Annotated in this window: 16 protein-coding genes; 4 read left to right on the plus strand and 12 right to left on the minus strand. The window is 55.1% G+C overall.

Features of this window, described 5'->3' with window-relative positions; all coding sequences use genetic code 11:
- Nucleotides 1-5 precede the first annotated feature (5 nt).
- From LEPIL_RS10375 to LEPIL_RS23685, 5 genes are all read right to left on the minus strand, one after another.
- Nucleotides 6-1361 carry a TrpB-like pyridoxal phosphate-dependent enzyme gene (locus LEPIL_RS10375; RefSeq protein WP_002772419.1) on the minus strand — a complete coding sequence of 452 codons (1356 nt, stop codon included), beginning with the start codon at nt 1359-1361 and terminating at the stop codon, nt 6-8.
- Nucleotides 1362-1430: 69 nt separating this feature from the next.
- Nucleotides 1431-2456, minus strand: coding sequence for a phosphate acyltransferase PlsX (gene plsX / locus LEPIL_RS10380; RefSeq protein ID WP_002772421.1), 1026 nt, complete (start codon nt 2454-2456; stop codon nt 1431-1433).
- Between the two features lie 75 nt (nt 2457-2531).
- Nucleotides 2532-3593, minus strand: coding sequence for a UDP-N-acetylmuramate dehydrogenase (locus LEPIL_RS10385; RefSeq protein ID WP_002772422.1), 1062 nt, complete (start codon nt 3591-3593; stop codon nt 2532-2534).
- Nucleotides 3583-4428: a nucleoside triphosphate pyrophosphohydrolase gene (gene mazG / locus LEPIL_RS10390; protein WP_157135055.1), complete on the minus strand. Its 846-nt coding sequence runs from the start codon at nt 4426-4428 to the stop codon at nt 3583-3585. The genes LEPIL_RS10385 and mazG overlap by 11 nt, the downstream gene beginning before the upstream one ends.
- Nucleotides 4429-4457: 29 nt before the next feature.
- Complete coding sequence (locus LEPIL_RS23685; RefSeq protein WP_169314807.1) at nt 4458-4610, minus strand: hypothetical protein; 153 nt, start codon at nt 4608-4610, stop codon at nt 4458-4460.
- 342 nt (nt 4611-4952) lie between these two features.
- Here LEPIL_RS23685 and LEPIL_RS10395 point away from each other — a divergent pair, with 342 nt between their 5' ends.
- Nucleotides 4953-6233 (plus strand): hybrid sensor histidine kinase/response regulator, encoded by a 1281-nt coding sequence (locus tag LEPIL_RS10395; RefSeq protein ID WP_002772425.1) that lies wholly within the window; start codon nt 4953-4955, stop codon nt 6231-6233.
- 70 nt (nt 6234-6303) lie between these two features.
- On the opposite strand, the gene nadB is transcribed toward LEPIL_RS10395, so the two are convergent.
- Nucleotides 6304-7923: an L-aspartate oxidase gene (gene nadB, locus LEPIL_RS10400; protein ID WP_002772426.1), complete on the minus strand. Its 1620-nt coding sequence runs from the start codon at nt 7921-7923 to the stop codon at nt 6304-6306.
- A 5-nt stretch (nt 7924-7928) separates the two neighbouring features.
- On the minus strand, nt 7929-9782 hold the full coding sequence (locus LEPIL_RS10405; RefSeq protein ID WP_002772427.1) for a S41 family peptidase: 1854 nt from the start codon (nt 9780-9782) through the stop codon (nt 7929-7931).
- A 198-nt stretch (nt 9783-9980) separates the two neighbouring features.
- On the opposite strand from LEPIL_RS10405, the gene LEPIL_RS23425 reads away from it, so the two are divergent.
- Nucleotides 9981-10145 carry a hypothetical protein gene (locus tag LEPIL_RS23425; protein ID WP_002772428.1) on the plus strand — a complete coding sequence of 55 codons (165 nt, stop codon included), beginning with the start codon at nt 9981-9983 and terminating at the stop codon, nt 10143-10145.
- Here LEPIL_RS23425 and purL read toward each other — a convergent pair.
- A complete protein-coding gene (gene purL, locus LEPIL_RS10410; protein WP_002772429.1) occupies nt 10136-12472 on the minus strand; it encodes a phosphoribosylformylglycinamidine synthase subunit PurL in 2337 nt (778 codons plus the stop codon). The two genes, LEPIL_RS23425 and purL, sit on opposite strands and share 10 nt — an antisense overlap.
- Nucleotides 12473-12679: 207 nt before the next feature.
- On the opposite strand from purL, the gene LEPIL_RS10415 reads away from it, so the two are divergent.
- Together LEPIL_RS10415 and LEPIL_RS10420 are read left to right on the plus strand one after the other, a co-directional pair.
- Nucleotides 12680-13120 (plus strand): hypothetical protein, encoded by a 441-nt coding sequence (locus LEPIL_RS10415; RefSeq protein ID WP_002772430.1) that lies wholly within the window; start codon nt 12680-12682, stop codon nt 13118-13120.
- 29 nt (nt 13121-13149) lie between these two features.
- Complete coding sequence (locus tag LEPIL_RS10420) at nt 13150-13563, plus strand: hypothetical protein (RefSeq protein ID WP_002772431.1); 414 nt, start codon at nt 13150-13152, stop codon at nt 13561-13563.
- Here the strand turns inward: LEPIL_RS10420 and LEPIL_RS22010 are convergent.
- The 4 genes from LEPIL_RS22010 to LEPIL_RS23430 all read right to left on the minus strand — a co-directional run bounded on the left by LEPIL_RS22010 (nt 13551) and on the right by LEPIL_RS23430 (nt 18551).
- Nucleotides 13551-15812 (minus strand): putative bifunctional diguanylate cyclase/phosphodiesterase, encoded by a 2262-nt coding sequence (locus LEPIL_RS22010; protein WP_002772432.1) that lies wholly within the window; start codon nt 15810-15812, stop codon nt 13551-13553. The genes LEPIL_RS10420 and LEPIL_RS22010 overlap by 13 nt on opposite strands.
- A 22-nt stretch (nt 15813-15834) precedes the next feature.
- Entirely contained in the window at nt 15835-17403 is a 1569-nt protein-coding gene (gene purH, locus LEPIL_RS10430) for a bifunctional phosphoribosylaminoimidazolecarboxamide formyltransferase/IMP cyclohydrolase (RefSeq protein WP_002772433.1), read from the minus strand.
- A 42-nt stretch (nt 17404-17445) separates the two neighbouring features.
- Nucleotides 17446-18066, minus strand: a complete 621-nt coding sequence (gene purN, locus LEPIL_RS10435; RefSeq protein ID WP_002772434.1) for a phosphoribosylglycinamide formyltransferase — start codon at nt 18064-18066, stop codon at nt 17446-17448.
- 74 nt (nt 18067-18140) lie between these two features.
- On the minus strand, nt 18141-18551 hold the full coding sequence (locus tag LEPIL_RS23430; RefSeq protein WP_002772435.1) for a hypothetical protein: 411 nt from the start codon (nt 18549-18551) through the stop codon (nt 18141-18143).
- Nucleotides 18552-18584 lie beyond the last annotated feature (33 nt).

The raw sequence follows: 18584 nt of genomic DNA on the forward strand, positions 1-18584 counted from the left end.
AGATATCAGATCTTTCGCACAGCGGCCAGGTTTTTCTGAAGCTCCGCGTCGCTCATTTCACCGTCGCCCAGCTTACCCTGCAAAAAGGCGTCATACGCCGACATATCAAGATGACCATGACCTGACAGATTGAAAACGATAACCTCGGATTTTCCTTCTTCACGGCAGCGAAGCGCCTCACGCATAGCTCCATGAACGGCATGGGTAGATTCCGGCGCCGGAATAATGCCCTGCACCTTAGCGAAAAGTGCCGCCGAAGCAAAGCAATCGTTCTGTTTCAGAGCGACCGCCTCGATCAGATTCTGATTGAGAGCGTGGCTGATAATGGGCGCGGCTCCATGATATCGCAATCCGCCGGCGTGGATGGGGCTCGGAATAAAATCATGGCCCAGCGTATGCATGGGCATAAGCGGAGTCATTCCGATCGCATCACCGAAATCATAGGCAAAGACGCCCCTGGTTAACGTAGGGCATGCGGCGGGCTCGACGGCGACGATGCGCATCGACTCGCCCTTGATCTTACGATTCACAAACGGCAGAACAAAACCGCCGAAATTCGAGCCCCCTCCGAAAGATGCAAGCAGCACGTCGGGCTTCTCGCCGGCCAGGGCCAGCTGCTTCTCGGTTTCCAGACCGATGATGGTTTGATGCAGAACTACGAAGTTCAGAACGGAACCGAGCGAGTATTTCGTATGCTCGTCTTTTACAGCCATCTCAACCGCTTCAGAGATGGCGATGCCGAGCGAGCCAGGAGAATCGGGCGTTTCGGATAGGATCTTGCGGCCGGCGTCGGTTTCGGTCGATGGAGAAGCGACGACACGCGCCCCGAAAAGCTCCATCATATTCTTGCGATAGGGCTTCTGATTATAGGATACCTTTACCATGTAGATAAGGCATTCGAGACCGAAGTGGTTGCAGGCAAAGGCAAGGGAGCTACCCCACTGGCCGGCTCCCGTTTCGGTCGTGATACGGCGCACGCCTTCTTTCTTATTATAGTATGCCTGTGCTACGGCCGAATTCGGCTTATGCGAACCTGTCGGCGATACGCCTTCGTATTTAAAGTAGATTCGCGCCGGTGTATCAAGGGCCTTCTCAAGAGCTCGTGCTCGAATCAGAGGAGCCGGCCTCCAGAGCCGATAGATATCGACGACCTCGCCCGGAATCGAGATCCATCGCTCCTGCGACATCTCCTGCTCGATGAGGGCCTGGGGAAAAAGAGGACCCATATCGGCCGCCGCAATGGGCTGCCCTGTACCCGGATGCAACGGAGGATGCATCGGATCGGTAAAATCAGCCTGTATGTTATACCAGGCATCAGGCATCTCAGATTCATCAAGATGATAGAACAGTCTTTCGCTCATTGTTACTCCCGCCGAAGGCCTATAAGGCCATTCCTTTTTTTAAGCGCATCTGCGCCGCATGCTCGATTCTCAGGAACCGGTCTCTGCTGTATACTGGATTTCAGATATGCGCTTCTCGATTTTATGATTGATGTCTTTTTCAGCGAAATCCCAGCAGATACGAATGGCGTTTTTAAAGGCCCTCGCATTAGAGCTTCCGTGACCGATCACACAGGCGCCGTTCACGCCGAGCAACGGAGCGCCTCCGTATTCGGTATAATCCATGCGGCGTCGGATCTCGGTCAGGACGGGCTTCAATAGAAAGGCGCCCGTTTTAGCCAGGCTTGATTCTTCAATACCTTTGATGAGGATGCGAAAGATCGTTGCGGCCAACCCCTCCGTCGCTTTAAGGACGACGTTACCGACAAAGCCGTCACAGACGACGACATCAACCTGCCTTGGCGTGCCGCCGTACAGATCCCGCCCTTCGATATTGCCCAGAAAATTCAGATCGAGCTTTTCAAGATCACGGCAGGCCTGCACCGAGACGACGTTGCCTTTCTTGTCTTCTTCTCCGTTCGATAGAACGGCCACAAGCGGCTTCGGCACACCGAGAATCTCGCGCGCATACAGCTCGCCCATGATGGCAAATTCCACAAGCCATCGCGCCTTCACGTCGACGTTTGCTCCGGAATCGACAAGAACGGTCGTGCCGCCATCTTCACGCGGAATGGGCGATGCGATCGCCGGACGGCTTACTCCACGAATCCGCCCCATCTTGAAAAGGGCGGCAGCCATCGTTGCCCCGGTATTGCCCGGTGAGAAGAAGCCGATAGCCTCTTTGCGTCGTACAAGATCGGCACATACGACGACGGAGGCATCGGGTCGATCTTTTACGGCGCGCGAAGGGGATTCGTCCATTCCGATCACACCGCGGGCCGGTTCGATGAGAATCATGTCACGATCAAAAGAATAGCCTGCAAGTTGCCGTTCGAGGATTTCAGGGTCGCCCACAAGAATAACCCGGGCATTGTACTCATGCACGGCCTGCACGGCTCCGTCGACGGCCGGGGCGGGGCCGTGATCGCCGCTCATCGTATCCACTGCAACATACACATCCACAGCAAATCAAGCAGTGGCGATATGTCAACACGGATCAAGCGAGGACCTTGACCACAAGCGTTCAGGGCCTTAGCAGCGGGCAAGGACGGGCTCGCGCTCCAGCTCGACACCAAACCGTTCTTTTACAGAGTCGACGATCCTATCGGCAAGGGCAAGAAGAGCCTCTGTAGTGCCGCCTCTGTTCACAAGGGCCAGGGCGTGGGCCTTCGAGATGCCCACGCCGTTCTCGGTATAACCTCGCACAAAACCGGAGTTTTCCACGAGCCAGGCGGCAGATAGCTTCACCGTCTCTCCCGATGGATATGCAGGAAGCGACAGCCCGAGACGTGCCGCCCTGTTGCGACATTCTTCAAACTGATCCTCGCTGAGAACGGGATTCGTAAAAAACGATCCCGCCGATTTCGAATCGGGGTCAGAGGAATCGACAACCATCGACTTACGTCGGCGAATGGAAAACACACTCGTTCGAAGTAACTGTAGCTCCTCCTGCCGGTTCGGTCCCCTTCCCTTTTCGTTTGCGAAGGAATCGACGGCCTTTGCAAACGCCTCTTTCAGCTCGGGATAGGAAGGCTCTGGATCTGCTTCGTATAAACGAAATCTCACCTCGGTAATAATGAGCGGATAACCTCTCTTAAAAGAGCTGTTACGATAAGCAAAGCCGCAATCCGATTTTTCGACAGTCCGTATCTCACCCGTCTCAGCATGAACGCCCGTGACGCTAACAATCGTCGACGCAACTTCCTGTCCGTAGGCTCCGACGTTCTGCACGGGCGTCGCACCGGCCAATCCGGGAATGCCCGACAGGCTTTCGATGCCCGACAGGCCCGATTCGATCGATCGGGCAACGACGTCATCCCAGACTTCGCCGGCAGCGACAGTCATGTCGCAACCGGATCGCTCAAGGCCTTTCATTTGAAGATGAATTACAGTGCCGTCGAAGCCGGCGTCGCGAAAGATGGTGTTGCTGCCTCCGCCTAAAACGTAAAGTGGATGCGCCTTTGCATGAGTCCATGCAAGGGCCTCGCGCAGATCGTCAGTGGAGTAAACAGGAATAAAGAAACGGGCTCGGCCTCCCAGGCCGAGCGTCGTCAGCGGAGCGAGCGGAACGTCGCGCCGAATATCAATGCCCACGATCCGACTTCACCTTCTGATAGAGTCGTTCGAGAGCGCCCAGGCGCTCCGCTTCGTTCTCGATACCAAATGGGTTAACCTCTTCGGTGGATGCGGCCTCTTCCAGACGCCGGAATCGCTCGATGAATTTCTCGGTCGATCGGTGAAGCGATCGCTCTGAGGAAACGGCAAGATGACGGCCGAGATTCACAACGGAGAAAAGCAGATCGCCGAGTTCGTCTTCAATACGGTCCCGGCGCATGTCGCTTAACGGGGAATCGGTCGCCTCATAAGTAGCGCCAAGCTCGGCCTCAAGCTCGTCGATCTCAGAGCGCAATACGGAAAATATCGATGCAAGGTCGCCTCGCTTCCAGTCGAAGCCCTTCCGCGAAGCTTTGCTCTGAATCTTATCGGCACGGATCAACGCAGGCAGATGCCCGGTCTTCTCGCCGAAGCGCGGCTCTTCGCCTCTGGCGCGCTGCTCGCGTTCTTTGAGCTTCTCCCAGTTTTTCAGTATCTCTTTCTGATCAGATGTTTGTAGATCGCCGAATACATGCGGATGGCGAAAGACAAGCTTATCAGAGACGGCCTCATAGACTTCGGCGGCCCGGAAAAGCCCCTTCTCTTCGGCCAGTCTACAATAGAAGAGGACGAGGAAGGCAAGATCGCCCAGCTCTTCTTTTAGATTCTCAGGATCGCCCGACTCGACGGCAGCGACGACCTCGCTGGCCTCTTCAAGCAGGCCTTCTTTCATGGAGTGGAAATCCTGGGCGCGATCCCACTCACAGCCATCCGGTTCGCGCAGGATGGCCGTAATCTCTTTCAGACGATGGAATGGATCGGCTGCGTTTTGCAACCGGAGGGCCTTTTCAGAGCCCGGAGCGGTCATTTTCCGCCTTTCAGCTCTTTCAGCATCTCCTGACGGCGAGAGAAACGCTCACCGGCATTGAGAGACAGCCACTGTTTTTTCAGGTCGTCGACCTTAGTTCCCTTTTTCAGAGCATAGCGATTCAGCAGTTTTGCCGTCTTTCCGTTCATCCCGCCAGATTTCATAAAAAGGCCGCGCTGTCAAGTTCCAACCGCACCCACCTTCGGCCGTGCGGGTGGTGCTCTGTTGTCTGGTTGAGCACCAGGCCCGGCACGCTCCGCTCTCAGGTGGGTGCGGTTGGAACGGTATTAGTTGGAAGCGAGAATTGAATGGCCCCAGGCCTGGTTCGAGCCGGTGCGGGTGGAACGGAACTCCTAGCATGGAGCGATGCAGCCGGAGCTGGCAATGGTGTATGCAATTAATGTTAGAAAAAAGGCCGGTGACAGGCAATCGGCGGAAAAAATCTACCGGGATTTTTCGAATGGGTCCATCTGATAGTTCACGGGGACCGTATGTTGATTCAATCCGAAAAACCTGCCGCTTCAAGAGAGCCTGTATCTCTTCAGCGGAGTCAGAGCAAGCCGAGGCTTTTTATTATCGGCGGGGATGCGGCAAGTCGCTCTCTAACCGAGCGGTTGGGCAGAGAAACCGGATTTCATTGCTTTCAAGCCGCCGACGGCCAGCAGGCCCTGCATCTCATAAACCGACATGGAACGGCTGATTGTTATGTTCTGGATTCAAGTCTTCCCGACATCGGCCACGATCTCATCAAGCAGATCCAGGAGGCCGACACGCATCCCGTCATCATCATTCAGACTGCCGAATCGCACCCGGAGGAAATCGTTGCGACGATGAAGCTTAACGTCTTCGATTACCTTATCAAACCGCTCAATCCCGATCAACTGAAAACCACGCTCATTAGCGGCTGGCAACATAGAAGCGATTTGCTTGCTCGCAAACGACTCGAACAGCAATCCTCGACGAAGCTGCGAACGCACTTACAATGGTTAACCTACAAAGAACAGAACAAGGCGGAACATGCCCATTCCTATGAAAGAAATCTGATCCATAATCTGATGACTTCGATGAATCAGGGGGCGGGATTCGGCAGCATTCTGACGATGATCGATTTACTGCGCCTGAAATCACGCAAATCCGATGAAAACCAGTTTATCGTCCCGGCCGACCTTCTCAGCCGGCTTTTCCAGATGAGCGACGTGTCGAGAAACCTTCTTAATGGACTCGAATCCATCATTGAAGTCATAGAGCGTCAGTTCAATCTGATGCCGACACAGCTACTGGCCGTGCAAGAGCATTTTAATCACCTGTATAGAGGGCTTTCAGAGAAGATAACGATCAGGCAGGAGGTGAAGTTCCATAGCAATCCCGAATCGGTCTCTCTGGAGGTGGATCTAAACAGCGTGGGACTCGCCCTTGAGGAAATGTTGATCAACGCGTTAAAATATACTCCCGATAGCGGGCGAATCGATTGCTACACCCATCAGGCAAACGGTTATGCCGTTCTATCAGTCATGAATCATGTCGCCGAAGCCGGCAGAATTCCGCGAGACTTTGAGCGCCTTGTCATCGAGCCCTTCATCAGGCTGCATCCGCCCGTTGAAGGCATGGAACAGGTAGAACGCTTCGGCCTTGGGCTCGGGCTTTCCGTCGTTAACCATATAGCGAACAAGCATGGCGGGATGTTTTTGATTCAGGAAGTACGCGATCATATGGACGGCGCCTCGCGCCAGAGAATCCTTGCCGAACTCTTTCTGCCGCTTGCGGATAAATAATTCAAACCCGCTCCCGGCGACTCTAAGGCCGCATCGCTTAAACCTGAAATTCCGGATCGCGGGCGGGCTCTCAACTCAGGAACTTGAATTCGTCGTCTGGCGTGCGTACGATCGACGTATTCTGACGCGAAGGCGTCCGGTTTTCGGGATAGTCGGTCGTGAAGTGAAGACCGCGGCTTTCATGGCGATGACGCGCCGAAAGAATGATCAGCTTTGCCACGACGGCAAGATTGCGCAGTTCAAGGATTTTGTTCTGAATGACCGTTCTACGATAGAAATCCATAATCTCATCACAGAGCAGATTCATGCGTCTCAGGGCGCGATCTAGACGCAGATTGGAGCGCACGATGCCGACATAGTTCCACATAATATGCCGGATCTCGCCGTAGTTATGCTGAACCAGAATCCACTCTTCAGGGTTATCCAGGCCCTCTTTATTCCAGGGTCGGATCTTTTCTCTGTCGTCGCGAATCGGATTCGCCTTCAGATCGGCGGCGATGCGACTGCCGAATACAAGGCCTTCAAGCAGACTGTTTGAGGCCAGACGGTTCCCGCCGTGCACACCGGTCGAGGCGACCTCGCCCGCGGCGTACAGGCCCTTCAGGCGGGTGCGGCCGAAAAGATCGGTTTCAATGCCTCCGCACATATAATGAGCGGCCGGTACGACGGGAATGGGCTGCTTTGAGATATCGATGCCGCGACTGAGACATGTAGCATAGATGTTCGGGAATTTATGCATCAGCTCTTCGGCCGGATGATCGCTGACATCAAGCCATACGTGAGGCGAGCCGCTTTTCTTCATCTCGGCGTCGATCGCTCTTGCGACGATGTCTCGGGGGGCGAGCTCTTTGCGTTCGTCGTATTCATGCATGAATGGACGCATCTCATAGCTGAGAAGCCTGCCGCCGAAACCGCGCATCGCCTCGGTGATCAGGAAAGAACGCCGTCCGGGATCATAGAGACAGGTCGGATGAAACTGATAGAACTCCATGTTAGAAACGACGGCGCCGGCCTTGTAGCCGAGAGCGACACCGTCTCCCGTAGCCACCTCGGGATTCGTGTTGTGCAAATAGACGTGCCCTGCTCCGCCGGTAGCCAGAATGGTCGCCCTGGCCCTGATTACGAAGATCTCCCATGTTTTGCGGTTATACACGTAGGCGCCGAAGCAGGCCGGCTCTTCTGCGCCCGGATTACCGCCTTCAAGATGATAACGCGTGATCAGTTCCACGGCGGAGTGGTGTTCGAGGATCTTCACGTTCTTGCTGCGCACGGCGTCGGCGAGAACCAGCTCAACCTCTTTCCCTGTAAGATCGCCGGAATGAACGATGCGATTATGCGAATGACCGCCTTCGCGGTGCAGATCCAGCTCTCCGCCGGGCCCTGTTTCAAAACGAGCGCCCAGCTCGATGAGTCGGCGAATATGATCGGGCCCCTCCGTAACAAGCACCCTGACCGCTTCGGGGTCGCAGAGCCCGGCCCCGGCATCAAGCGTATCGCGAATATGACTCTCAAACGAATCGGTGGCGGCCAGCACAGAAGCGATGCCGCCCTGCGCATAGGCCGTATTCGATTCGACGAGATCGGCCTTCGTTACGAGAACGACCGATCCAAGGTCGGCAAGCTGATAGGCCGTATACAGCCCCGTTACGCCGCTTCCGAGGATCAGGAAATCGCAACTCAGCTCAGCCATCGTGTTCAGGGAGCGGCGCCGCTTTTCATCGCCTTCAGATACGGCAGAGCCCGGATCAACATAGCATCAGGTTTCACCGCATCTTTTTCATGCCCTTTGAGAAAGTTCTCGGCGGCCTGTGATTCGGCTGCGGCAAGCTGCTTCAAACGTTCAATCCAGGCCCGACGCGCCGGATCTTCTTTTTTCTGCTGGAGCTCGGGCAGGTGCTTCCACATATCCTCTTCGCGAAAACGCACGGGATAGGAGCCGTCAACCTCGTCTGAAACCTTGATATCGGGCTCAACGCCAAAGACCTGGATCGTATAGTTATTGGGCGCATAATAACGAGCCGTCGTCACCTTCACGATAACGGAGTCCACGGGGCGCAGGGATTGCACAGAGGCCTTGCCGAAGGATCGCTCTCCGAGAATCAGCGCGGCGTTATGATCTTGTAGAGCTGAGGCTACGATCTCGCTGGCCGAAGCTGAGCCAGCATTAATGAGCACGATGATGGGCACGTCCTTGCTGTTCACAACGAGCCTTCTTTCACGGCTCTTACGACGGGCCTTCTCTTCTCTCGAACGAATCTCGACGACGACGGTGTTATCGGGCAGGAACAGCCCGCCCACGTTGATCGCCTCTTCGAGATCGCCGCCCGGATTCCCGCGCAGATCAAGGATGATACCATCCAGCCGTCCGTCGGCCTTTTCAAGCAGCTGGTAGTATTCATGCCTGATCAATTCAGAAGGTCGCTTTTTATCGAAAAGAAACGACGATATCTTGATGATACCGACTCGCATCGGCATAAAATCCTTATACGGTAGATCAAGCAGATAGTTCGACGATACGGCCTTCTGCTCGATCTTCGCACGCTTGATGCGAATGGATATTTGCTCGACCTCCGTCGTCCTTTCCACATCGAGAACGACGGCCGTATCTTTCTTTCCACGTATGCGTTTGACGACTTCAGAGAGATTCAGGTTTTCAATGCTCTTTCCATCAACCTTGCGAATGATATCGCCCGCTCGCAATCCGGCCTTTAACGCAGGCGATCCAGGAAGCGGAGTCTCGACGATCACATCGCTGGAGCCGCCTCCGCGAAGAAGGGCGCCGATACCCTCAAAAGACGAATCCTCGGATTCTTTGCGCATCTTATCCCACGACGTATTATCGATCACGGCGCTATGCGGGTCCATGTTCTGCAAGAATCCGTTTGCAGCGGCGAAATAAACGTAGTGCATGCCAAACGGCGTATCGGCATAAGGATTTTCGCCCTCAAACGTAGAAGGCAGCTCTTTGTAGCTGTCAAGGTTCGCCTCTATCCACGTCATAACGCGAAGGAAGTCATCGCGAGAGAACTTCACGGAATCCCATGCCGTTTCCAGTTCCTTCTGTTCTTTTTTCAGCTGATCGCGAAACTTTTCGGCCTCGGCGTTTTTCTGCGCCTGCGTCATCGTCTTGCGACGGGCCTTTTCGCGGGCCTCTATGGCCTTGCGGCGTTTTTCAAGCTCTTTATAGTCGGGCACGATGATAACAAAGGCATCGTCGGCGCTGATCTTTATCTTCTTTCCTGGAATCTGACGTTCGGGAGCGACAATCTCGGGCATACGCGAATAGAACGACTCGGGCATCATGAGAAGGCCTGCCGGCAGGGTCTTGAAGGCCTCTTCGGCGGCCCCGATGTAGCAGCGCCGGGCTACGACCATCTCGGGATCGAGATAGTTGGAAAGGGCGTGCTCAACAACGCGATCAAAATTATCCTGCGAGAATCCCTGCGGAACCTCTTTACTCTGCGCCGGATCACATCCGCAGAAGCCGGCGTACAGCAGTAGAGCCATCGAGGCCAGGATTTTTGTGAATTTCGGTATTCCACGTTTCATATCAGGGATTTCTCTTTAAATAGCAATTTGGACGAATGCGGCAATGATCCATCGGCACTTTGATTTTTCAATTGATTTTTATGACGGTTCGGATGCCGGCCAGGTTCCCTGATAATTCTGGCAGAATGGGCATGATTGTAAAGAAGTGTTCGGCTGCTCCCCTGAATTACAGGCTCCTGCCAACCGAAAATAGAACAGATGAGCGAGTTGCAGTCCTTCAGCGCCGAATCCCTGAAAAAAGATACTGTCGTATCGCTGACCCTCTACAGGGTGCTCAAAGGCCTCATCAAAGAGGGCTTTGACCTGTACACCGATGCAGAGGGTCGCATCACCTTAATCCGGCGGATGCGCAATCAGCCCTGAGCTGTAGCAAAAACCGGCTTCAACGCTCCTTCATACGCTCTGACCGCGACCTCTGTCTCAACCTGAAACAGGCCAAAGTCAAGGCGTTCGCCGCCGGTGACGCCGATCTCGATCGCGTTAAGGCCATGCCGGGCCAGCACATCTTTCATAGCAGAAAGCTTTTCGGGCTGTGCGCTAACGATGATGCTGGCCGAGGTTTCTCCGAAGAAGAGTTTATCAGGACGCCCGACCTTCTTCGCAAGCTCGCCAACAACAGCTTCGGATAACTGAAATCCGACCGACGTTTCAAAATAAGAATTGTACGACATTCTGAAGAGCGCCGCGGCCAGGCCTCCGATAGAAAGATCGGCCGCCGACTGCAGCAATCCATTTCGCGAGCTCTCCTGCAAGAAGGCATGAAGCGCCTTCTCGGTATCGGGGCGCAGTTCCGGGGCGATACCCGCAACGACTGACCTCTTCTGCCACAGGTACTCCGATCCGCCGAAGGTGGGCAGGAAATCTCCAATCAAGAAGATGCGTTCACCGGATTGCTTGAAAAAGGGGCCGATGGCCTTTTCTACATCGTCAACAAGGCCGACCATGCCGATCGTCGGACAGGGAAGAATCGGCCCTTCTTCGCTCTCATTATAGAAAGATACGTTGCCGCCCGTAACGGGAATACCGAGTTCACGACAGGCATCTCCCATGCCTTTGATGCTGCCGGCGAACATATAATAGTTTTCGGGAATATAGGGATTTGCAAAGTTCAGGCAGTTGGTGATGCCAAGCGGTTCCGCTCCGGTCACCGCGACGTTGCGTGCCGATTCATATACGGCAAGGGCAGCGCCGCGCGCCGGTTCGAGATATACGAAGCGCGGATTGCAGTCGGTGCTCACCGCAAGGCCGCGGTGCGTTTCGGGCACGGGAGAGGCAGCCACACGGGACGGATCATCGGCAAAGTTCGCAAGCTCGATATCTTCCATTAAGATGTTCGGAATACGAATAACGCCGCCATGCCCGCCGGGGCTCTGCACGCGCACAAGGCCGACCTCCGTATCATACTGTTCATAAACGGGACGCTTTGAACCAATATTCGGCGAGCCCAGTAACTGAAGCAGATCACCGGCCAGATCTTTCGACTGGGATACCTCGCCGTCGCCGAATCGGGCGACACGGTCGATATGCTCGGGACGACGCTGTTCGCGCACATAGCGTGGCGCTCCGCCGCCAAGCACAAGCGATTCGGCAGGCATATCGGCGCAGAGCTTTCCGTTATGGAACAGGCGCAGTCGTCCGGATGTCGTCACCGTACCGATGATCTCTGCGTGAAGATCCCACTTTTCAAAGATACGTCGGATCGTCTCTTCCTGGCCTTTTTTGCCGACGACCAGCATACGCTCCTGCGATTCTGAGAGCATGATCTCGTAGGCGTTCATACCCGTTTCGCGAAGAGGCACGCGGTTCAGATCGATATCCATGCCGACCTTGCCTTTCGCGCTCATCTCGCTTGTGGAGCAGGAAAGCCCCGCAGCTCCCATATCCTGGATGCCTTCAAGGGCGTCGGATCGAATCAGCTCCAGCGTCGCCTCAAGCAGAAGCTTCTCTTTAAAAGGGTCGCCTACCTGAACGGCGCTACGTTTGCTTTCGCTTTCTTCTGAAAGGTCGCGCGAAGCAAAGCTTGCGCCATGGATGCCGTCACGCCCCGTCGTCGCCCCCACATAAAAAACCGGATTGCCCTCGCCCTTCGCCGTTGCGGTGGCCATGCGGTCGGTACGCGCCACGCCCACCGTCATCGCATTCACCAGGCAGTTTCGCGAATAGGTCGGATCAAAAAAGGCCTCTCCGCCGGCGACGGCGACTCCGAGGCAGTTGCCATAAAAGGCGATGCCTTCGACGGCCTTTGTGAAAAGATGTCGGTTGCGCGGCTCGGCAGGAGGCCCGAAGCGCAGCGAGTTCAGCGAACAGATCGGACGGGCGCCCATCGTAAAGATATCGCGCATGATACCGCCCACGCCTGTGGCCGCCCCCTGAAACGGCTCAATCGCCGTCGGATGGTTATGCGACTCGATCTTGAAAACGACGGCCAGACCGCCCCCGATGTCGATGGCGCCTGCATTCTCTTCGCCCGCCGTGGCCAGGTTTCGCGAGCCCTCGGTCGGTAAGGTCTTCAGCTGTAGAATGGAATTTTTATAACTGCAATGCTCCGACCACATGCCGGAGTAAACGCCGAGCTCCGTAACGGTGGGAATACGCCCGAGGAAGCCTTTGATGCGCTCGAATTCTTCTTCGGTCAGGCCATGCTCGAGGGCATCCTGAAGGGTGATCTCTTTTTCCGTGTAAAGCTCCATACAGATCCAGACCGTCGGCCGGGCGAAGCCTGTCGAGGCAGAATCAGGAAGAGGGGGCGCTATTTTGCATCAGGGCGGATGAGGAATCGATTCGCCATCGATTCAGGCCAGGCCGCAGGGGGCGCATGGGGCCGCATCGATTCGCAGGAAAATAGAAATCTGAATTTTTTTTGAGAAATGCAGTGTGACGCAGACTATATAAGGCGTATGAAACAGGAAGATAGCTCACCATCCTTCTCTCGTTCCGATGAAACGGCCGCCTTTGCCGATGTCTACTTTCTGACCGGGCAGCCCTTTTTCGAAGAGACGGCCAGCGCCTCGCTGCCGGCCGAGCACACCATCACTCCGGAATCGTGGCAGACCGTGCAGATCTGGCCGTTGCATTTTTTCGTAAAAGGGCATGGCTATGTGTCGGCACATCTTGCCTTTGACGTACACCGGCAGTGTTTCGCCTATCTGGAAGCAGCCGATGAACGTTCCGTTCCTCTCCTTGAACGTATCTACGAAGAAGCGGATAATGATGAATCAGACGAAGAGCGTGAGCTATTCGATCAGATCGGCCTGCTTTTAGAAACGGCTGAGGCACGCATCGAAAACGGTCGGCTGACTGCCGGTCAGGTCGTCTACAGCGAAGACCACGTTCGATAATTGTCCCGGGTCGATGGTAAAAGGGGTGTATGCAACACCCCGAATCCACGAACGATCTCTCAGCCGACGACGTTTTCTTCTACGTCGGAGTCCCGTATTTCGATGAATGTACAGACGACGATTCATGGCAGACCGTACGCGTGTACCCTTTGCACTTCTTTACCGGTGAAGTCTGCCGTTTCTCAGTGCTGTATGCTCACGACGTTCACCGCAATGAGTTCGCCTACCTGCAACCGGCCGACGACAGATCGCTTCCATTCCTGGAGCGGCTCTTCTCGTATGTGCTTTCCCGGGCCACCGATGCCGCTATGCCCGTCAGTCGACGTGAAAGCGAACTCTTTGAAACGGTGAGTGACCTGCTTGATCGGGCCGAGCAATGCATAGAGGCCGATAGCCTGCATGCCGGATGTGTGGTTTCGGCTGCGGTCGATCAATCGGCCTGAAGCCCGCTCTGCATCATGGCGAGTGCCGCTGCCTCGGGCACAGCCGGACTGAAGAGGAATCCCTGAATCTCATCACATCCCATAGAAGCAAGACGCTCCCTTTGTTCGGGCGTCTGCACTCCTTCTGCCACTGTGCGAAGACCGAGGTGACGGCCGAGTCCGATGATCGTTTCAACGATATGCCTGTTGCGTTCATCCTGTTCGAGCTTTTCGACAAACGAACGATCGATCTTCAGAGTATCGATCGGATACTCCTGTAGATATCGAAGCGAGGAATAGCCTGTTCCAAAATCGTCAAGGGCAAGCGAAAAACCGGCCCGATCCAGCTGACGCAGAATATCAAGCGTCTGCTCGCCCGTTTTCATGGCAATGGTTTCGGTAATCTCAAGCTCGATGCAGGAACGATTTTCACTCACGATAGAAAGGAGCTTATGCACGAAGCCGGGCTGGAAAAATTGTCGACCTGAAACGTTCACCGAAATCGTAAAGTTATCCATGTCGAGGCCGAGGCCGCGCCATTTGCGCGTCACTCTCTCGGCCTCGCGAATAACCCATTCGCCGAGTGGAAGAATCAGGCCCGATTCCTCAGCTATCGGTATAAAGCGATCCGGTCCGATCATGGCCTTTTCGGGATGATTCCAGCGTAACAATGCCTCAAAGCCCGTAATGCGACCCGTGAGCAGCTCGACCCTCGGCTGAAAGTGAAGTTCAAAATGCTCCTCTTTAAGGCTGCGTCGCAGCTCATTCTCGGTATGCATCGATTCATGCCGGTCCATCGCCATCGAGAAGCTGGCCTTCGTATTCCGCCCCATCTCTTTCGCTCGATAGAGAGCGATGTCGGCGTTCTTAATGAGAGACTCAGCGTCTTCTCCGTGGTCTGGATACACGCTGATGCCGATTGATGTCGTGAGATGCAACTCATAGTCGCCGACACGAAATGGCATGGCCATGGCAGTGAGTATCTTATCGGCGACAAAGCCCGCATCTGTTGCTTGAGAAAGATCCGAAAGCAACACAAGAAATTCATCTCCGCCGGAACGGGAAACGGTATCGTCTGAACGCAGAATCTCTCGAAGGCGATCTGCAACAGCTGAAAGAAGCCCGTCGCCCACACCATGCCCGAGCGTATCGTTAATATTCTTGAAGCGGTCCAGATCGAGAAAAAGAACGGCAAGCACGGTACCGCTTCGCCGACAGTGGGCAATCGCCTGATTCAGTCGATCCAGAAATAAAATGCGGTTCGGCAACTCTGTCAGCGAATCATAGAAGGCCTGACGCCGTATCATGGCGTCAACGGCGCGTCGCTCGGTGATATCGGTGAATGAGGTAACGACGGAATGCGGCAGTTCTTCCTCCCCTTTAAAAAGAGGCTGTGAATTGATCGATATCCAGTGCTGGCTCCCGTCTCTATGATGCACTCCCATAATGACGTTATGCAGAGGAGCGCCGGTTCTGAGAGTTACCATCGCCGGATGCTCTTCTCCAGGGAAGGGTGAGCCGTCTTCTCGAATCGCACGCCAGACAGGATCGACGGATTTGCGTCCCATCATCTCATCATCGGTCATACCGAGTATCTCTTCGGCGCGACGATTATGCGCGGTAATGATCCCCTGCCTGTCCTGTACTACGATGCCTTCATCAAGAGCGGCGATGACCGATCGATAACGCTCTTCGGCGAGGCGACGCACCGAAACCTCGCTGCGCAGTCTGTCCACAGTCCGGCGCATGAAGCGATCCGAAAAATCGTGAACGAAATACGTCAGAAAAAAAAGAATACTGGCGAAGATGAGAAAGACGAAATCGCCATGTCGATACACGGGCTCGGGCAGCATGCCCCATCGTTCGATGAGCCACATGAAGAGGCCGGATAACGAGGACAGAAAAGCGATCAGGGCAGCGACGCGACCGCCCAACAATAAACCCGCGAAAAATATGATAATGAAAAAGGCGGCAAAGCCTGGCGACTTAACTCCGCCCGATGTGAGACTGATGGCGACGGCAAGCAGCTGAAGATTGAAGACGAGAATCCAGGAGGCAATCGTTACCTGGCCCCGCTTTAATAAAAGGGACACCGGCAGCAACGGCCCCAGCATGAAGACTCCGATAACGACGTATCTCCAGACAAGACCCGTAACATAACTGAGCAGAGGCAGCATCAACATCGAGAAGACGATGAGACTGATGATGACGCGCTGAAGCAAACGTGCGCGACGTCGCTCTTCCTCGGTCAGCAAACGAAATCTTTGCAAGGCCTCTGCTCACTCTCACTCATCAATGACGGAAATGCCGCATGCCCGTAAAGACCATGGCGATGCCCTGTTCATCGGCGGCGGCGATCACCTCTTCATCACGCACAGATCCGCCTGGCTGGATAACGGCCTTTGCACCGGCCTTCGCCACGACATCAAGTCCGTCACGGAACGGGAAGAAGGCGTCAGAGGCCACACATGATCCGGAAAGGTCGAGGCTATTACGAGCGGCCTTCGATGCCGCTATCTCGGCGGCATCCACACGGCTCATCTGTCCGGCGCCAATTCCAAGGCTGGCCTTTTCATTCGTGAAGACGATGGCGTTCGACTTCACATACTTCACGAGCCTCCAGGCAAAATTCAGGCCGCTCCACTCCGCCTCGGTGGGCTTGCGCTTCGTCGGCACCGTCCAGGTAGAACGATCGCTGTAGCCCACATCCATATCTTCAAAGAGCATACCGTCCATCACCTGACGGAATTCTTTACGCGGAGATAGGAATCGCTGCACATCATCCACTTTCAAAACACGCAGATTCTTTTTATCGGCGAAGAACTTCAGCGCCTCATCGCTATAGGCCGTAGCGATCACGCATTCGGCGAACTGTTCGTTGATCAACTTCGCCGTCTTTTCATCAAGCAGTCCGTTTACGGCGATAATGCCGCCAAAGGCGCTGACCGGATCGCATTTACGCGCTTCGATAAAGGCGTCGGCGATGTTCTGAGCATCAGACGCGAAGGCAGCGCCGCAGGGATTGAGATGCTTGACGATAACGACGCCGTGGCCCGGCAGAGAAAGCGAGCATTGAAAGGCGGCGCTCAGATCGAGCAGGTTGTTAAACGAAAGCTCTTTGCCCTGAATCTGCTCGAAGCCTTCGCGAAGATCGGGTCGACGGGCCACATCGAGCACAGGACGGTAATACGCCGCCTTCTGATGCGGATTCTCGCCGTAGCGAAGCGGCATCACCTTTTCATAGGTGCGCGTGAGGAGGGCGGGCTCTTCTTCGCCGGTCTGCTGATTAAACCAGTCGGCGATCATGGCATCATACGAGGCCGTCTGATTGAAGACCTTAGCTGCAAGGCGCCGCGACGTTACGATGTCGATGCCACCCTTCTCTTCGATCTCTTTTGTAAGCATTCCATAGTCGGATGGATCGCAGACGACGGCCGTAAAGGGATGATTCTTCGCCGCCGAGCGCAGCATCGACGGGCCGCCGATGTCGATATTTTCGATGCAATGATCGGCGTCCGCTCCGGAAACGACCGTCTTCGCAAACGGATAAAGGTTGATAACGACTAAATCGATCTTTTCGATACCGTGCTTCTTCATCGCCTCGACGTGATCGGCGATATCGAGACGGCCGAGCAGACCGCCATGTACCTTCGGATGAAGCGTCTTCACGCGGCCGTCCATCATCTCGGGGAATCCCGTCAGGTCGTCGATCGATCGAACGGCTAACCCTGCGTCGGCAAGCGCCTTCATGGTGCCGCCTGTAGAAACAAGCTCGACTCCGCGCTGAGCAAGGAAGCGGGCCAGATCGACGACGCCCGTCTTATCAGACACGGAAAGAAGCGCTCTTTTTACCTGAATCATAATAATCTCCAGAATTGAATTCTAATTTATTGGAATAGATAACTACTCTTCGCGCCCGGGCAGGATTACGACGCGCCGATCATCAAAGCGCAGGCGTCCTTCGCAGAAAAGCGAAACCGCCTCTATATACGACTCATGCTCCACCGAACGGATCAGCGCCGTCAGCTGCGCCTCGTCGGCGCCTTCGGGCACGCTCACGGCGCGCTGCACGACGATCGGCCCGGAATCGAGGCCTTCGTCGACGAAATGCACGGTGCATCCCGACACCTTAACGCCATACTCAAGGGCCTGGCGCTGCGCATGCAGTCCAGGGAAGGCAGGCAGCAACGACGGATGAATATTCAATATGCGGTTCGGATAACTGCGCACGAAATCATCGTCGAGAATGCGCATATAGCCGGCGGCGACGATAAGATCGGGTGCATAATCGGCCACGGCCTTTGCAAAGGCCTGGTCGTACTCTTTTCGAGATGCAAACGATTTATAGTCGACAACCGTGCACTCGATGCCCGCCTCATGAGCGGCCTCTTCGGCTCCCGTATGCGGACGGTCGACGACCAGTCCGACAAACTCAGCCTCGAAGATGCGTCCTTCTGCGGCCGCTTCCAGAAGCGCCCGGAAATTCGTTCCTTTTCCTGAAGCCAGTGCGACGATCCGCGCCATAGGTCCAGGATTCCGTCGCAGAGGAGGCGGCAAAGCGGAAAACAGCGTCGCTTATTGTATTGACAATCGCCCCCTCAATCATAAAAGCGAATCGTCATTACGGTGCGACCGATGGCCTCAGCCGTATCGGCATCTGGAAGAGCGTCGCTATTCCAGAGCATGAGAAGCATCTTATCGCCTTTGACGATGCAGTTCACAAGCCAGAAGCGATCGTCTTTCATGAACTCGCAGGCAGCCGCCTGTAATCCGGACGGCAGATCAAAGACGGCGACGCGATCGGTATCGAGCGTCAGGCCATGCCTTTCGAGATAGGCGCCGAGCTGCTCGATCGGATTAAACGGCGTCCCTTCGGGCTCGCGAAAGGCCGCCGCCTGCAGTGCGCCGATGCCGTCGGGGTCGAAGAAGCAGGGCACGTTCTCGATGATTTCCATCTCCCAGGTATCGGAGTATTCGAGGTCAAAGAAGGTTCCACGGAAGCGTTTCACGATAGGGACATTTTAATTGACCTCATGCAGAGA

The sequence above is a fragment of the Leptonema illini DSM 21528 genome (genome assembly GCF_000243335.1).
Lineage (GTDB): Bacteria > Spirochaetota > Leptospiria > Leptospirales > Leptonemataceae > Leptonema > Leptonema illini.

What these genes read in the sequence shown, in the direction of transcription:
- LEPIL_RS10375 (WP_002772419.1), bottom strand. Translation starts at nt 1,361, where the DNA reads ATGAGCGAAAGACTGTTCTATCATCTTGATGAATCTGAGATGCCTGAT.
- LEPIL_RS23685 (WP_169314807.1), bottom strand. Translation starts at nt 4,610, where the DNA reads ATGAACGGAAAGACGGCAAAACTGCTGAATCGCTATGCTCTGAAAAAG.
- LEPIL_RS10395 (WP_002772425.1), top strand. Translation starts at nt 4,953, where the DNA reads ATGTTGATTCAATCCGAAAAACCTGCCGCTTCAAGAGAGCCTGTATCT.
- nadB (WP_002772426.1), bottom strand. Translation starts at nt 7,923, where the DNA reads ATGGCTGAGCTGAGTTGCGATTTCCTGATCCTCGGAAGCGGCGTAACG.
- LEPIL_RS10405 (WP_002772427.1), bottom strand. Translation starts at nt 9,782, where the DNA reads ATGAAACGTGGAATACCGAAATTCACAAAAATCCTGGCCTCGATGGCT.
- LEPIL_RS23425 (WP_002772428.1), top strand. Translation starts at nt 9,981, where the DNA reads ATGAGCGAGTTGCAGTCCTTCAGCGCCGAATCCCTGAAAAAAGATACT.
- purL (WP_002772429.1), bottom strand. Translation starts at nt 12,472, where the DNA reads ATGGAGCTTTACACGGAAAAAGAGATCACCCTTCAGGATGCCCTCGAG.
- LEPIL_RS10415 (WP_002772430.1), top strand. Translation starts at nt 12,680, where the DNA reads ATGAAACAGGAAGATAGCTCACCATCCTTCTCTCGTTCCGATGAAACG.
- LEPIL_RS10420 (WP_002772431.1), top strand. Translation starts at nt 13,150, where the DNA reads ATGCAACACCCCGAATCCACGAACGATCTCTCAGCCGACGACGTTTTC.
- purH (WP_002772433.1), bottom strand. Translation starts at nt 17,403, where the DNA reads ATGATTCAGGTAAAAAGAGCGCTTCTTTCCGTGTCTGATAAGACGGGC.
- purN (WP_002772434.1), bottom strand. Translation starts at nt 18,066, where the DNA reads ATGGCGCGGATCGTCGCACTGGCTTCAGGAAAAGGAACGAATTTCCGG.